The organism is Rosistilla carotiformis (assembly GCF_007753095.1).
Lineage (GTDB): Bacteria > Planctomycetota > Planctomycetia > Pirellulales > Pirellulaceae > Rosistilla > Rosistilla carotiformis.
Genome location: NZ_CP036348.1, coordinates 1,163,318 through 1,178,545 on the forward strand (window position 1 = coordinate 1,163,318; position 15,228 = coordinate 1,178,545).

Below are 15,228 nucleotides of genomic sequence, written 5' to 3' on the forward strand. Positions count from 1 at the left end.
GGCGGCGGATCGGCGAGAGCGCTGAAGCAGGCGATGCGATACCGGAGAGAGGTACCCGATGAGTTCCCGATCGATGTATACGGACGACTGTTTGCAGTTCCTGGAAGAGTTGCGGCACAACAACGATCGCCAGTGGTTTGCGGAGAACAAAGAGCGGTATGAAGCGTCGGTCCGCGAGCCGAGCTTGCGGTTGATCGAAGCGATCGGTCCGCGTTTGGAAAAACTATCTCCTTTCTTTCCGGCAGTCGCCAAACGCGTTGGCGGTTCGCTGATGCGGATCCACCGCGACACGCGATTCGCCAAAGATAAAACGCCTTACAAGACGAACATCGGAATCCAGTTTCGCCACGAGGCGGGCAAAGATGTTCACGCCCCCGGCTTCTACGTTCACTTTGAGCCAGAGCGATGCTTCGTCGGAGCGGGGTGTTGGCATCCCGATTCGCAAGCACTGTTGGCGATCCGACGCAAGATCGACGATGAACCGACGCGTTGGAAACGGGCACGCGACGCCAAGGCCTTCCGCGAGAACTATCGTCTGGAGGGAGAGAGTCTGAAGACAACGCCCCGCGACTTTTTCAAAGATCATCCGTTGATCGACGATCTGCGTCGCAAAGACTTCATCGGCTTGAGTCCGTTGGCCGAGAGCGACGTGACGTCACCGGATTTGGTGACGACGATCCTTGCCAAGTTTCGAGCGGCGAGAGCGTTGATGCAGTTCTTGTGTGAAAGCGGTTGCGTGCCGTTTTGAGCGCCGGGTGGGACCGAGGCTTGCGGCCGTCGGACGGAGCGATGCGTTAGAATCCGCAATCGAGGACCAGTTCGTAGTCTTCGATTTGCAGTTTCTGGGGCAGTTGCAATTCGACCGGTTGCCGCGGCAACAGCAATTGATCCGCGGCGAGGCACTTCGCGTCTGCCACGAGGACTTCGGCAACGATTCGGTCGGCGCCGACGCGTCTGAGTTCGAGATGGGCAGGGGCGATCGACGTCTCCACGGCGTTTGCGATCACGCAACGCGTGCTCAATCGCTCGCTGAGTAACGCAAATTTTTCTGGTTCTTCGGCTTGTTGTCGGCCGAAGACCGTGACCAGTTTTTTTCGATGCTCTAGAAAACGTTCGCCGCGATTTTTGAGAAAGCAGTAAACGGGGAAGTTTTCGTCCAGTGCCGTTTCAAAAATACGGCGGAGCTGTTCGCTGGCCGGCAGTCCGACGAGCATCTCGTCGATTGTTGGGCGATCGCCCCACTGCGATCGGACGATGTATTCATGTTCGAGAATCGACACGTAGTGCTCGGGATTCAGCTGAAGCGCGGCCAAGATGTCGGCGTAATACCGTGTGTCACGCGGTTCGTTATCGACGCCCAGACGCCATCGCCACTCCAGATCGATCATGGCAAATTCGACCGCCAAATCGCGGCGATAGACTGGGCTGACCGCAGAGATCGCATCCCACATGTTCAGCGGTTTGCCCCGTCGCCAAGACGTTTCAAATTGCTTCCACGCCTCGTCGACTTCCGCTTCGTTCCAATCCGTCATTCGTTTTCTGCTGCTTCAATCTTGGTCAGGGTATCGCGGATATTGGAGATGTGTCGTTCCACCGTGCGAACCGAGAGCTTTAATGCGTCGGCGATAAACGGCTTGGCGTGTCCTTCCAGTTGCATCAGCACAATGGTTTGCAAAACGTCTTTCCCTAACGCTTGCAGCAATTGTTCCAACGTTTCTTGGACGATCAATGCTTGTTCGGCCACCGGCCCGGTGGGGAAGGCGAAGATCGAAAGGAAGTTGTTGCTCGACGAGTCGCCCGCCTGTTCGGAGATGTGGATGTAGCGTCCGTCGCGATTGCTGTATTTGATTGACTTCCGCAACACGATCACACTCAACAATCGGAAGAGGTCTTGTTGAGTTTTCAGTTGGGCAAATCGTCCTGCTCCCGCCCCGCTGACAAAGCTGCGCATGGCGCTGGCCGCAGCTCCTTCCCCGTCGCATCCTAGGCGACGGCGGCGCATCCGGCTGTGAGCAAACGACACCAGGTAAGGGAAATATTGGTGAAATACCTGTTCCAGGGCGAGGTTGTCGCCACGCCGGACACCTTCGACCAATTCATCCAGTTCTGGATTGTTGTTGCTGTCGCCTTCACTGTTCATTGCACTCTCGACCTGATTTGGAATCATTGCCCAAGCGCGGACCGTGCTTCACGCCCCTGTAATTTTGGTCCTGGGTCCGATTCGTTGTCTAGTGAAAATTGAACAAAATGTCGGATCCGTTGATCTTCCTACGGAAGGTTTATGTCGGTGGCCTCGACGATCATCCCGGGGGTGTTGCCGGAAAACCGATTGATGCTACCGACGGTATCGGCGCGAATCACGCCCGGATCGATCCAATAGCCATCGGGAGTCAATTCCATCGTTCCCATATCGAGATCGAGGTTGCGCCGCACGACTTCGTAGTTGACCCAGATGTTCAGGAAGCCGTTTTGAGCGTTCAACAGATCGCTTAACGCGAAGATGATATCGCGAGCCGCGGTCGGACCGCTGGACAAACCGCGGGCCTCTCGCAACAGTCGCAAGTCCTCGTTCAAGCTGATCTGTTCGGCGGCCATGCGAACCGCCGAGCGTTGTAGTTCGAAGTTCACTTGGTTGGCGCGCAGCTGGCGGATCTGACCCCGCAGCAACTGCCACACCCCGTCCTCGTACTGATAGTAATTCCGGCGTGCTTGTTGGTATTCAATAAGCGATTGACGGTAGGTGTTGCGTTCCTGCAGCCGGGTCAGCGGTGCGTCCCATTGCAGTCCGGCACGCAATCGTCCCGCATCGCCGCGGAGTTTGAACGGATTGCTATCGGTGTTTTGGATATCGCCGCTGAAGGTGATGTCGAGCGAACTTTCCAGGTTGTCGGCGTTAAATTCGATCAAACGCCAGGAGTCGACAAGCGAAGCGCGTGCGTTGGCCCAATCACGCCGCTGTTGTCTCGCGATTTCGAGCGCTTGCGGTGCGCTGATATCGACCTCCGGCAACGAGACGCTTTCGATCCGTGCCCGCGCCTGGATCAGTTGCATCGCCAGGACGTCCTCGCCGATCGCCGCGATCAGATCTTGAGCGGCTAGGATTCCCTTGTCGCGAATCTGCTCGGACAACCCGCCTTGGCGGTCGGCTTGTTGGATCGCCTGTTGAGAATCGCGCGAGTGAACCAGTTCTTGTAAACCTTCGTCGATCGATTTGATTTCGATCGCGTAAGCTTTCATGCGACTTTCGAGCTTGTTGAAATCTTCGACAAGCCCGTCGCCGATGCGTTCGAAATCGGCGGGGTCGAACAGCGATTCGTCGACCATCGTCAGCGGTAGCAGCGTGCAGATCTGGTCCTTTTCACGCTGGTAGATCTCCAACAACTGGCTCGAAGCGCGTTGGCGATCGGGAACCGCCGCGGCCAAGGCTTCGATATCGCGTTGGATGTTGGGGAGATCGGTTTGGATAAACGTTTGCTGCAGCGCGGCGATCGGGGCCAATTGTGCTTGCAATTGCTGCAACGATTCGGCGACCTGTTCGTCCCAGACGATCTTCAATTCGGGCAGGTTGGTGGTTGGATTGATGACTTCCTTGCCCGAGAGCAACAGTTTCGTATTGATGTTGCCCACGCGGGTGCGGATATCGGCGATCTCGTTGCGACGGTTTTTCAGGTCGGGAGAGATCAATTGAAATTGATTGAGCACGGGGTCGCGGATTTCGACGCAGAGATAGGGTGGCAGTCCCAGGTCTCCTAAGAACGAATCGACCGATGCGTTAAACGCCGCTTGCTGGCTGACCAATTGGCTTTGTGCTGAGAGCAACGCCTGTTGGGCCTGAGCGACCTGCAAGCGTTGCCGCGGAATTGCTTCCTGGTCCAGCGGGATCGTGGTCAGCATTTCGACGAGCGTGTCGTTCAGCAACAACAGGTTCTCACGCAGCCGAGCCACGTTTTCCTCTTGGTTCTGAATCTGCAGTTGGTCCTGCAACAGGCCCAGGAAACCGCCCGCCTGGGCGACGCCGCCGCCGTTACCAATTCCCGCGTTTCCACCGCCGCCGAGTCCGGCGAAGCCGCCGCCGAGTCCCGAGAAGCCTTCCAGGCCGACGCCAAACACGCCACCGCTGCGCGAGGGGCCCGAATCGACGCTGCGGCCCGTGGTGATCGACAGATAAAAGCTGCGACGGTAGCGTTCAAACGCGCGAACGTTCGCCAGCAGTCGCCGTTCGGAGAGCGTCAGCCGCTCCATCACGCGGTCGCGTCCAGCACCGCGCAGTAGCGGTTGGATAAGCGTGAAGTCGAGCACTGTCGATGCGCTTTGTGTGTTGGGACCGCTGAATTCCCAGACGATCGAATTTGCCATTCCCACGACGAGGTCGGCACCGGTGGTGAAGCTGCGCTGCATCGACCAGGGCCGTTGTCCCGTGCTGTAGGGACCGATCGCCAGGTTTGAACTGCTCTCGCCGTCCCCTGAACGCAGGCGTCCGTCGGCGGTGTAAAAGGATTGAAAGCCGCCGAAGAATTGGGTGTCGAAGCGGAACCGTTCGCTGCTGACATCCAACGCCGACAGGTACAACGTCTCCAATTCCTCTTGGTAGCCAGGGGAATTCAACCGCGCCAACTGGAACGCCGTGTCCGAATCAAGCACCAGCACGCCCCGTTCATCCAGCGGCAAGAAACGCCACCAGTCGGGATTTTCGGCAGTGTTCGTGTCGCCGTTGGCGTGCCACAGCGGATAGCCGCGTTTCCCGTCGACGCAGTTCATGTAGGTGTTCGATTTGGGATCGTCCTTGGGCATCGGCGGACGGTCGGGATCAAACGGATCGAACATCCGGCTGTGGCTGTCGATTTCGATTCGCAGCGCATGGCCGGGATCTTCCCCACTGTGACAGACCTTCTCATCGATCAAGTTGTACGCTTCGCGGTCCGCTTTTTTGCGATACAGCGCGCGGTTGCAACCCGCGTTGCCCAGCACCACGCTGGCAATCAACAATACGATGGTTGATGATCGGAGCATTGCCGCGATCGTGGGGCGCACGAAAAGAACCGTCTGGTTGTCGGCTGCCATGCCTGAATTCCCTATCCATAGAGTTGTTGCCTGCGGACGACCGATCGATCCTGATCGTGTCGCCGCCCAAGCGCGGTTCGGTGCCCGCCGGTCTAAGCGGCTGGGCGAAGGTTCATTGCGATCTGCGTTTTGGTCGCGATCCGAGTGATGCCGGTGGTTGCAGCGTCGACGCGGCTCAAAAGGTTGGGGTTCGATCGACCGCGCATTCCCGACAGCGTTGCGTTCCAGATTGAGGGGATGTCCCCAATGCAGTGGTTGGCCACGATCTGCGGGTGCGGAGATTCGCGGCCGATCGTACCGTTTTTCACGGCTATCGGCCCTGTATAGGTTCGGAGCGATCTACGGTTGGACTTGAAACGGCTGGCGCGATTGAGCCTGGAGAAGAAGCACGCCGGACCACTTGATCCGGATATGCGGGTTGTCGCGGTGTTAGCAATCCGCCTCAGGTCTTCCGCATGGTTTAATGAACAAGCGCCCTCTTGGTGGGTTTTTCTTGACGCTTGAATAGTCCCAACTTACCATCAGAGCATAGGTTAAGCCTTCGTCTTGTCCGCTCCGACGCGATCGACCCCGCATCCGCTTGTCTCTGCCACTCCGGAACACCGATGGAAATCGTTATTCAAATACTACTCGGACTCTCAGTCATCGGTTTCGGTGTACTGATGTGGAAGAGTGCTGAGCGTTGGACTTGGGTGCCGTTGGTGATCGCTCCCATCGTCTTCATCGAAGCGGGCGTTTTCATGGGATTGGTGGCGCTTTCGGCAAAATCACGCGTCGCTTGGCAGAAGATCTCGGTCGAATTAGAACAACGCCTCGACAAGGCAACCGTCGAAGAAGAAGAGCTGAAGTATGGCGTGATCGGATTGGAAGGCGATCAACGCGCGGTCGTTCCGATCGAACTGGCGCTGCAAAAATTGCGGGTCGATGCCGGACGCGTATGGCGTGGGCTTTCCCCGCAAGGAGCCGCACAAGGCCAATTCACGTTGAACATGCCCCAAGGACCCGCCGCCGGCGCAGCGGTGGATCCCGATGCGGCCGCTGACCCCGCTGCCGCACCGGCGGCCGGTGCCGCGGCGCCCACGGCAGCGATTCCTGTGGAAACGCTGGTGTTTGCTTTTTCGGAAGTCATGGATCCCAATCAAAACCGAATTCCGCAAACCTTCCTTGGGCAATACCTGGTCACCCAAAGCACGCCTCAATCGTTGACCCTGCAGCCGTTGCGTGCCCTTTCGGCACTCTCCAAACGCCAGCAGCAAGGGATCAGCCAGGCCCAATCGTGGGCGATTTATGAAGTCATGCCGTTGGACGGTCACGAGCCGTTTTTCATCGAGGCGAGCCGAAAACGGGACGAAGCGATTTTCGGCGACGCCGACGAAGCGTTCCTCAACGCGGCGTTGGCCGGCAAGGTCCCGCCGGACGTTTTGCAGGCGTATCTCAAGGACGGCAAGCAAGCCCAGGCCGATGATCCTCCCGAAGCGAAATGGCGAAAGATCAAACTGTTGAAAGATCATTCGATCATCGTCGACGGTTCGGGCCAACGAACAGCGACCGAAGGGAGCTATTTCGACCTCTTGGGGCAAGCCGTCGATAGCCGCTTGCAATTGGCCGACGGGGACGAAGTCCAATTCAAAGCGGGGACCGAACTGGTCTTTAAGTACGAAGAGGCGACTGAGCTGATCAGTTCCGGGGTGGCCGAATTGATCGATGAGATCTATGTCCGACCGTTAAACGATTACGACGAAATCGAGCGGCACGTCTTCGAACGACTCGACGTCCTGGCCGAAAAAGTGGTCATCTTGAATCGTGAAATCGCGATCATGAAAAAGGTGAAGGGGGCCAACGACACGATGTTGGTGAAGGGCCAAGAGGACAAGTTGAAGTTGGAAGCGGAGTTGGCACAGTATCGCGTCGAAAAGTCGGCGATCGAAGCCTATGCCAACGAACTGCAACAACGGAAATCCGCAATGCGGACCCAGTTGGCGGCGCTGTACCAAGACAACGTCAAGATCGTGCGCAATCTCGAACGCGTGCAAATGCAGCTCAAGCAAGAAATCGATCAACGCACCGCCGCGGCGGCTGCCGGACGCTAATCTCCCCCTCCGCAATCGCCCGGCGACGCCGGGCAGACGTGCCGAATTTTCCGGTTGCGCCGGTTGTGACGTCGTCGCCGTCTCAGGGTTTCCGTAGGCCCAAGGAAATTCATTCTCGCGGGTATTGCCGCTGGACGTTGGCTATCGCGGTTGTCGACAGCTGTATAATGCCGTGCTGCCCACGTGGTGTTCGATCGTCGGCCGCCGCGGAACCTAAGCCGATGCCTCGTGGCCCGATCATGGATCGCGCGGCTTCATTCCTTCAAGGGGCTATCTGGTCGTGGATCCATTTTTCATCACCTGTACCACCTGCCGTTCGCGGTTAAAGGTGCGCGATGAAAGCATGCTCGGCCAGATCCTGGCTTGCCCCAATTGCCAAGCGATGGTCTTGGTAGAACCGCCCACCGAGGGGCAGCTGACGATCGGTCGCCAGCACGATATCGATAGCCAAGCGATCACCAGCGAATCGATTCAAGATGAATTGCAATCCGAGGGATCGTTTCCGCAGGCAGGTCCTCCCCAGCCGCCTGTTGATTCGCAGGACTCTGACGACTCGCTCCCCGCCGGATCCTTTGGGACGGTGCCACCGGGCGACTGGAAGCCGTCGAGTTATCAGGGTTATCGCCGGATCGGCTTGATCGCTTTGGTCTCCTTGATCGCAATCGTCAGCTCGGCCGCGATCTTTGGGCTGTTCATCCAGTCCTCGTTGACCAAGGAACCACAGACGGCTGCAGTCGATAACGACTCGGCCGACGCGGAACCTGGTTCGGACGAAGCCGCTGCTCCCGCTGAGGGAGAGCCTTCCGTTGTCGACGATTCAAACACGGCCGATGCGGTCGATAGCGAAGAGCCTGCCGCTTCGCCGACAACTCTTGCGGACGTCGATGCGACGTCACCGGTACCGCCCCCCGATGGCGCCGCGCCAGCCGATGCCCCAGCCGCGCCCGAGGCGTCAGCGAACGAGGCGATGGTCGCCGAGCCAGCCACCGGCAACGAAACGCCTCCGGCTGCGGGAGTGAACCAAGCCGAACGGATCTTTGCCGACGTTGGCCAACCGGCGGATCAACCCGAAGCGGCGGCGATGGAAGAATTGCCGCCCAGCTTGCAAATGTTTTCCAGCATCTTTGGTCAAGGACTCGATCTCGGCCAGCCCGAAGCCAAACCGCAGCCCCTCGCGGTCAAGGCGATTCGTTTCGAACCGCCACCGAAACTGAGCGAACGCTATCCGACGCCCCAGCCTGCCGTCGATGCTCAGCAGCGGCTGCAGCAGCCACTGGGGATCAATCTCAGCGGCACGACGCTGCAGGCCAGCGTCGCCATGATTTCGCAGTTGGTTTCGGTGCCGATCACGTTGGATATCGAATCGTTCGATTCCGCCGGGATCGATCTCCAGTCGCCTGTCTCGGGGCGTTACCTGAATACAACCGCAGGGGACGCACTCCGCGAGATCTTGGCCCCCATCGGATGTGTGTTGCTGCAATCTTCGCCTGGCCAAATGGTGGTGCGGGCGAGCGATGCTCGGATCGCCAGCTTTATCGAACCGGCGCTGCTGGTGACCGATCTGCAAGACCCCGAAACGATCCTTCCGATGGCCACCCAGTTGGCGAATCTGCCTGACGATCCCGTCGAATTGACGCTCGATCCGGCGACCAGCATCGTTCAGGTGACGGGTTCGCCTCAGGCCGCGTGGCGCGTGGGGCTAGCGTTCGACGCGCTGCGAATCAGCCGAAACCTGCCGCCGAAATTGCCCGCGACGCAGACATCGCGATGGCTTGTCGACGGCACGCCGTTGGACCTGCCGCGCCCCGAGCCGGGGGCGGTCGTGCTGGAAGGCGATCTGCCGCGTCCGGTCGAACATTGGCTGGCCCAGGTCGCGGCGGCGCGTAATGCTCGCGTCCTGATCGATTGGCCGAGCGCTTGGCAATACGGTATGACTCCCGAGTACACGGTGTTGCCTTGGCCAACGCACGAAACATTGACCTCGTTGGAGCAGGAGTTGCTGTCACCGTTTGGGCTGACGATTCGCGATCTGGGGGATGGGAATTGGTTAGTGACCAGCTTGTACGCACTGGCGCTCTCGTCACGAACGGTCGTTTTCAGCCCCGCTGTTCCTGCAGAAGCGAACCTCTTGGAACGGATTGCGGTAGCGGCCGGCTATGAGTCGGCCGAGACCTTTGCCGGAGTGATCGACCCGGTTTCGCGGCGTCTAATCACGCGGGCACCGCAGTTTTTGCAGACTCAGATTGCGGCGGAACTGTCGGCAAACCGGTAGGACCGCTGCGAGGGCGGTTTTAAGTGGTTTGGAGAACCGATCCGACCGAAGATATGGGCTACCGCACGGCTGCATTTTAAGTCATACTGGGCAACCAAACCCTTTATAAACCGTGCGCGATTATCGGCGGCACAAGCCTCCTCGCTCAGGCGATGGCAGCGCTCCCGAGACCGCGTGAAGTAAAAATACAACGTAAATCAACGTCAGTTTGTTGAGATTAGAGGCACAAGCCAATGGCCAAGAGCAATAAGAAAGCGGACACCATCTTCCTGGTCTGCGAAGAATCGGGCGATTACAACTACAGCATCCGCCGCAAAGGTGGTGGGGAAAAGCTGCGTCTGAAGAAATACTGCCCTCGTTTGCGTAAGCACACTTGGCACAACGAGAAGAAGAAATAGTCTAAAAGTCAGCGGAAGGAAACGCCATGGCCAAGCGGTGGCGTCTGCTGCCTCATGATATGGGCCGGGTTGAGCATCTCATGCGCCAATCCCGGTTGCCCGCGGTGGTCGCCCAAGTGCTGATCCGACGCGGCGTGTTTCAGTCCGAAGACGTTCAGCGGTTTCTCGAGAGCCGCTTGACCATGCTGCGTGACCCCGAGGATCTACCCGGGGTTCCGGCCGCTGCCGACCAGATCCATCAAGCGATCCTCGATCGCAAATCGATTGTGATCTACGGCGATTACGACGCCGATGGAATTACCGGCACGGCGATCCTGTTCAATGGGTTGAAGTTGCTTGGGGCGGACGTCAGCTATTTCGTCCCCAATCGGCTGGAGGATGGATACGGGCTGAATTGCGATTCCCTGCGGAAACTGGCCACCCGCGGCAAGCAGATGGTGATCAGCGTCGATTGCGGGATCGCAAGCCCCGACGAAGCCGATCTGTGCAAGGAGCTGGGCCTGGAGCTGATCGTCACCGATCACCATCAGTTCGGTGAGCGTTTGCCCGACGCCACGCTCGTCCATCCTCGGCTGCCTGGCAGCCATTATCCATTCGCAGGACTCTGCGGGGCGGGAGTGGCTTTCAAGTTAGCTTGGTCGGTTTGTCAGCGGGCCTGCGGCGCCAAGAAGGTTACCGAGCGGTTGCGTTCGTATCTGATGCAGTCATTGGCGGTCGCGGCGATCGGCACCGTTGCCGATGTTGTTCCGATGTTGGATGAGAACCGAATCTTAGTTCATCACGGGCTGCGAAGCCTGCTGTCGAATCCTTCGATCGGGATGCGCGAGCTGCTGAAGATGACCAAGTTGGATCAGAAGTCGGCGCTTTCCAGCGAGGATATCGCTTTTATGCTCGCCCCGCGGCTCAACGCGACCGGCCGTCTGGGGCAAGCTCAGTTGGGCGTCGAACTGCTGACCACCGACAATCCCGTCCGCGCCGCCGCCCTGGCAGAATACATCGACGGGCTCAATGGTAGCCGGCAGACGCTGGAACGGAGTGTCTATCTGGCGGCGGATAAGCAAGCCAAGGATGAATTCGATCCCGAACAGGATCCTGCATTGGTGCTTAGCGGAGTCGATTGGCACAAGGGTGTGATCGGTGTGGTTGCCGGGCGGATCGCAGAGAAGTACGGCCGGCCGACGATCATCCTGTCGCTTGACGGTGCCGCGGGCAAGCCAGCGGTGGGCTCTGCCCGGTCTGGCGGAATGGTCGACTTGCACGCGATGCTTGGAGAGTGCAACGAGCATCTGATCACTTACGGCGGGCACGCCGCAGCGGCGGGCGTCAGCTTGGATGAATCCTCGCTGGATCGTTTCCGCGAAGCGTTCTGCGAAGCGGTTTCGCAAAACGTGCCAAGCGACTATCAGGCCGAGATCAACATCGATGCCGAAGCGTCTTTTAGCCAGTGGAATCTCGAAACGGTTAAGCAGGTCGAGATGTTGGAGCCGTTTGGCGACAGCAATCCGCGGCCGATCTTTTGTGCTTCGGGGGTCTCGCTGAAGGAGCCCGCTCGGAAGATGGGGGGAGGCGACCGGCACCTGACCGTCAACCTCGTGCAGCACAACAGTGCGATGCGAGCTGTTGCGTTTGGAGCGGGTCAGTGGTGCGAGGAGCTGAACGCATTGAACGCTCCGATCGACGTTGCTTATCGCCCGGTAATCAATGAGTTCCGGGGCTACCGGAAGGTCGAGATTCAGATCGTCGATTGGCGACCCGCGGGCCAGCGCGTTTCGGATTGATCGCCTGCTGGCTTGGTGAAGTTCCGAGGCGGGCGTTCTTTTAAAGCGGACGGACCCAGATGTTGCGATAGCGGACGGGGTTGCCGTGGTCTTGCAGCATGATCGATCCGCCCGGTGGATGCTCGCTGTAATTCGAATTCGCTCGGCCGGTAGGGCCTGTCAATTCGCGGTGGTGGTGGAGCAACACGCCGTTGTGGAAGACGGTCACGTAGGCGGGCTTGGTCAGTTTGCCTTCACCGTCGAATTCGGGCATCTCGTAGATCACGTCATACGCTTGCCATTGCCCGGGTGGTAGCGTGGCGTTCACCGCGGGCGGGTACTGCCCGTAAACCGCGCCCGCTTGGCCGTCGGCGTAGGTTCGGTTGTTGTAGGAATCAAGGACTTGGATCTCGAACGCGCCCCAGAGTTTGATCCCGCTGTTGCCACGTCCCTGTCCGTCTCCAGCAACCTTTTCGGGGGAAGCCCATTCGATGTGCAGTTGGCAGCTGCCAACATTTTCAAGGGAGCACAGGTAGCCGGTGCCACGGGTCGCTTCCATGTACCCATCCTTCACGGTCCAGCGGGCGGGGACGTATTGCCCTGGAGCCTTGCGGTCTTGGTGTCCCCAGTGCGATAGGTCGCTTCCGTCAAACAGCACGATTGCGTCGCTGGGGGGCGCGGCGGGGGAGTCGTCGCCCGGCGTGACCGCTCGCGGCCGAGGCCGCAGCAGATCGTGGACGCGCCACGGTTGTCCGGGGATCTTTTGTGTGTCGGTGTAGCCGATCGGCACCATCGACGTGGGGGGCTTCGCAGCCGGCTTTTCGGGGCTGGCATCCGCCTTTGGCTTTTCGGGCTTTGCTGCAGGGGCTTCAGTCTTTGGGTCTTTTGCTTCGTCAGCGGGCTTTTCTTTGGCCGCTTCCTCGGGGGCGTCCTCTTTGTTCGCCGCAGGCTTATCGGCTGGTTCTTTGGCTTCGGATGCGGCAGCCACTTCGGCCGGCTTGTCCTGGGGGGCAGCCTTCTCCTGTCCAATGGCAAGCCCAGCGGAGGCGAAAACGAGGCACAGGCAGGTAATCGAATGATTCATGGAAGCGGTGTCATGGTGCAAAGGGGAATCGCGGCGTGGGGCGCCGCGTTGGAGATGCCTGCAAAGGCTGGCGCTGGAGAGCTGGTGCGTCGAGGCTACTTGCTTTGGATCGCCGCGACAGCTTCCGCAGCTGCTGCGCGGACCATCGAGCTTTCGTCGCTCTCAAGTGCTTTCAGTTGGTCGACCGATCCGGAGGCAGCCTGTCCCAGGGTCCCGAGGCTGCGAGCGGCTTCCAGACGCACGAATTCGTTTTCGTGCTGCAAGGCGCCCGTCAGTAAGGGGACTGCTTGCGCGATCAGCTTGGGGTCGCCAGGTTGCAGCTTCAGCAGCGACCAGGCGGCCGATAGTTGTAGGAAGGGGTCGTCGCAACCCAATCGCTGTGTCAGTTCGGTCAGGACGTTTTTCGCATCCGATCCGATGCTGCCTAGGGCATAACATGCACTGTAGCGGACACGGCGGTTTTCGTTGGAAAGTTCGGCCACCAGGACGTCGCTTGCCGGTTTGGCAGCCGTGCCGATCGCGGCCAGAGCAAACGCGACTTCACGGACTTGTTCCGGATCGTCGCTCGACTTCATCGTTGTGATCAGTTCGGGGACCAGCGGGGCGGCGTCGGGGCCCAAGCGACGTGCCAGTTCGATCGCCAGCGGGCGAAGCGTTTTGTTCGACAGCCCGGTTTTGATCACGCCCAGTACAGCGGTTCCCTTGGCGGCCAAGACATCGACGACCTGCGAGATAACCGCTGGTTCGCTGTCTTGGAGCGCTTTGGACATCGCTTCGATCACTACGGGGTTGGGGCCGTTGGCTCCTGGTTTGATGTTCCCCAGTGCACGGATCGCAAGTTGGCGAATTCGCGGTTGGTCCGACGAAAGACCCGCGATGATCGATGTCAGGGCCGCAGCCCGTTTGTCCGAATTCGGGTTCAGGGTCAGCAGGCTCCATCCGGCCAGCAGTTTCAATTCGGCATCGGTCGCATCTTCAAGCGTCGCTTCCAGGGCGGCCGCGCCGGTGGTCGGTTCGGGGTATTGGCTCAGCGCAAAGCAGGCAGCATATTTGCCGGCCAGAGGCGCGTCTCCCCGCAGGACCTTGACCAAGCCGGGAACGATCTTCTGCCCATCGCCTTGGATTTTTCCGATCGCAATGATCGCTTGCAATTGAACTTCAGGTTGAGCGTGATCCACAAGTTCCATCAATTCTGGGGTCAGTTCGGCGGCGTCGGGGCCGATTTCGCTGACGACCAACAGTGCCCAGTAGGCAGCTTCGGGGTGGGAGAGCGTTTCACGCAGTGCGGGCACCGCATCGCCACCGAGATCGGCCATCGAATGGATGACTTGCATGATCGTTTCGGGGTCGCTGCTTTTGAGTGTTTGCGCCCAGATTGGCATCGTCAGTTCCCGGGGGGCTTTGATGCGGATCAGCGCTTTGATGACCGCGTTGCGTACGCGTTGGTCGCTGTCGGTTGCGTGTGGGATCAGCGCTTTGGCAACGTCGACATTTCCTTCGGCTAGGTAGCCCAGTGCATAAGCCGAGCGGCCTCGCACGGCAGGCTGATCCGAGTCGAGCAATTTCACGAGTCCGGCAATCGCGGCGGTGCGAGCGGGGCCGGTCGGCGCGGCGACAATGGCCTTCATCGCGGCGGATTGTTGTTCGGAGGTTCCCGTTCGCAGTTCGTTCAGTAGCGACGCGACATCGGGGGATTGGGCCAGGGAAACGCTAGTCAGAGACGTTTGAATTATCAGCAATGCCAACAGGAATCGGCAGGTACGCAATGCGGTGGACATGATGGGTGAACTCGGGAATCGAAGAGAAATGGCAGCGAGGGGGATGACGCAAGGTGAGTGGCGGAGAGCCGCTAGCCAGCGGCTTGTCGGGCTAGATAGGACAAGCTTTTGATGAAGGCTTTCGCCTGGGAAACCTCTTGCATCGGCAGGGTGTCCAATTCCGCGCCGACTTGCTTGTCTAAAACTTCGCACAGACGTGCGATTTCAAAGTAGGCCGACGCTTCCAGGCGGCCGTCGGGGCTGCGTTCTTGCATCAATTGTTCGATGCGTCGCCGGGTGCCATTCATCATGGGCTGCATCGCAGCCAACGGCCAATGGATCTCACCGGTCTTTGGGTTGTATTGGCTTTCGGTCAACGGTTTGGGCCGCTGCATATCCGCTAGCCGATGAACTTGTTCGGGCGTGATCTTGTTGCGGTCGTAGCTCTTCGCTTCTTCGCGAATCCGTCGCTTTTCATAATAGGTTTCTGCGTACTTCACGCGGTTATCTAATTGTAGCGAGCGGGCTTGTTCGACGTTGATTGCCGCTTCGGAGTTTTGCAAGTTGGCGTACCCGCTGGACCGCACTAGGTCGGCCATGCCCGCCATTTCACTACCCGCGATCGTCGACCCCGCTCCGTACATGCCGCCGCCTCCGTAGGGGTAGGGAGGGTATGGGTACTGGGCCATCGCCGGGGTTGCCATTGCAGCGGCGCACGCAACGGTAAGGAGGAGGAATCGCGACATGAGGGGGCATTCTTTTCTTAGGATTCAAAAACGCAATCGGTTCTTTCAATCTTAGACACATTT

General features: G+C 59.1%; 12 protein-coding genes. 5 read left to right on the plus strand and 7 right to left on the minus strand.

Annotated elements, in window-relative coordinates; genetic code table 11:
* Window positions 1–58: 58 nt before the first annotated feature.
* Window positions 59–748: a DUF2461 domain-containing protein gene (locus tag Poly24_RS04335; RefSeq protein WP_197452315.1), complete on the plus strand. Its 690-nt coding sequence runs from the start codon at window positions 59–61 to the stop codon at window positions 746–748.
* A 46-nt stretch (window positions 749–794) separates the two neighbouring features.
* On the opposite strand, the gene Poly24_RS04340 is transcribed toward Poly24_RS04335, so the two are convergent.
* From Poly24_RS04340 to Poly24_RS04355, 4 genes are all read right to left on the minus strand, one after another.
* Window positions 795–1,532: a hypothetical protein gene (locus Poly24_RS04340; RefSeq protein ID WP_145090989.1), complete on the minus strand. Its 738-nt coding sequence runs from the start codon at window positions 1,530–1,532 to the stop codon at window positions 795–797.
* Window positions 1,529–2,140, minus strand: coding sequence for an ECF-type sigma factor (locus tag Poly24_RS04345; RefSeq protein ID WP_197452316.1), 612 nt, complete (start codon window positions 2,138–2,140; stop codon window positions 1,529–1,531). The genes Poly24_RS04340 and Poly24_RS04345 overlap by 4 nt, the downstream gene beginning before the upstream one ends.
* A gap of 128 nt (window positions 2,141–2,268) precedes the next feature.
* Window positions 2,269–5,010 carry a TolC family protein gene (locus tag Poly24_RS04350; protein ID WP_145090994.1) on the minus strand — a complete coding sequence of 914 codons (2,742 nt, stop codon included), beginning with the start codon at window positions 5,008–5,010 and terminating at the stop codon, window positions 2,269–2,271.
* Between the two features lie 143 nt (window positions 5,011–5,153).
* Complete coding sequence (locus Poly24_RS04355; RefSeq protein WP_145090996.1) at window positions 5,154–5,369, minus strand: hypothetical protein; 216 nt, start codon at window positions 5,367–5,369, stop codon at window positions 5,154–5,156.
* 297 nt (window positions 5,370–5,666) lie between these two features.
* Between Poly24_RS04355 and Poly24_RS04360 the strand changes: the two genes are divergently transcribed.
* From Poly24_RS04360 to recJ, 4 genes are all read left to right on the plus strand, one after another.
* Window positions 5,667–7,151 carry a hypothetical protein gene (locus Poly24_RS04360; protein ID WP_145090999.1) on the plus strand — a complete coding sequence of 495 codons (1,485 nt, stop codon included), beginning with the start codon at window positions 5,667–5,669 and terminating at the stop codon, window positions 7,149–7,151.
* 280 nt (window positions 7,152–7,431) lie between these two features.
* Window positions 7,432–9,423, plus strand: coding sequence for a hypothetical protein (locus Poly24_RS04365; protein ID WP_145091002.1), 1,992 nt, complete (start codon window positions 7,432–7,434; stop codon window positions 9,421–9,423).
* Between the two features lie 233 nt (window positions 9,424–9,656).
* Window positions 9,657–9,821: a 50S ribosomal protein L33 gene (rpmG, locus tag Poly24_RS04370; protein WP_145091005.1), complete on the plus strand. Its 165-nt coding sequence runs from the start codon at window positions 9,657–9,659 to the stop codon at window positions 9,819–9,821.
* A 26-nt stretch (window positions 9,822–9,847) separates the two neighbouring features.
* A complete protein-coding gene (recJ, locus tag Poly24_RS04375; protein ID WP_145091009.1) occupies window positions 9,848–11,599 on the plus strand; it encodes a single-stranded-DNA-specific exonuclease RecJ in 1,752 nt (583 codons plus the stop codon).
* A gap of 40 nt (window positions 11,600–11,639) precedes the next feature.
* Here recJ and Poly24_RS04380 read toward each other — a convergent pair whose 3' ends face one another.
* The 3 genes from Poly24_RS04380 to Poly24_RS04390 all read right to left on the minus strand — a co-directional run bounded on the left by Poly24_RS04380 (window position 11,640) and on the right by Poly24_RS04390 (window position 15,165).
* A complete protein-coding gene (locus tag Poly24_RS04380; RefSeq protein WP_197452317.1) occupies window positions 11,640–12,662 on the minus strand; it encodes a 3-keto-disaccharide hydrolase in 1,023 nt (340 codons plus the stop codon).
* Window positions 12,663–12,757: 95 nt separating this feature from the next.
* A complete protein-coding gene (locus Poly24_RS04385) occupies window positions 12,758–14,440 on the minus strand; it encodes a HEAT repeat domain-containing protein (RefSeq protein ID WP_145091012.1) in 1,683 nt (560 codons plus the stop codon).
* Window positions 14,441–14,511: 71 nt separating this feature from the next.
* Window positions 14,512–15,165, minus strand: coding sequence for a hypothetical protein (locus Poly24_RS04390; protein WP_145091015.1), 654 nt, complete (start codon window positions 15,163–15,165; stop codon window positions 14,512–14,514).
* Window positions 15,166–15,228 lie beyond the last annotated feature (63 nt).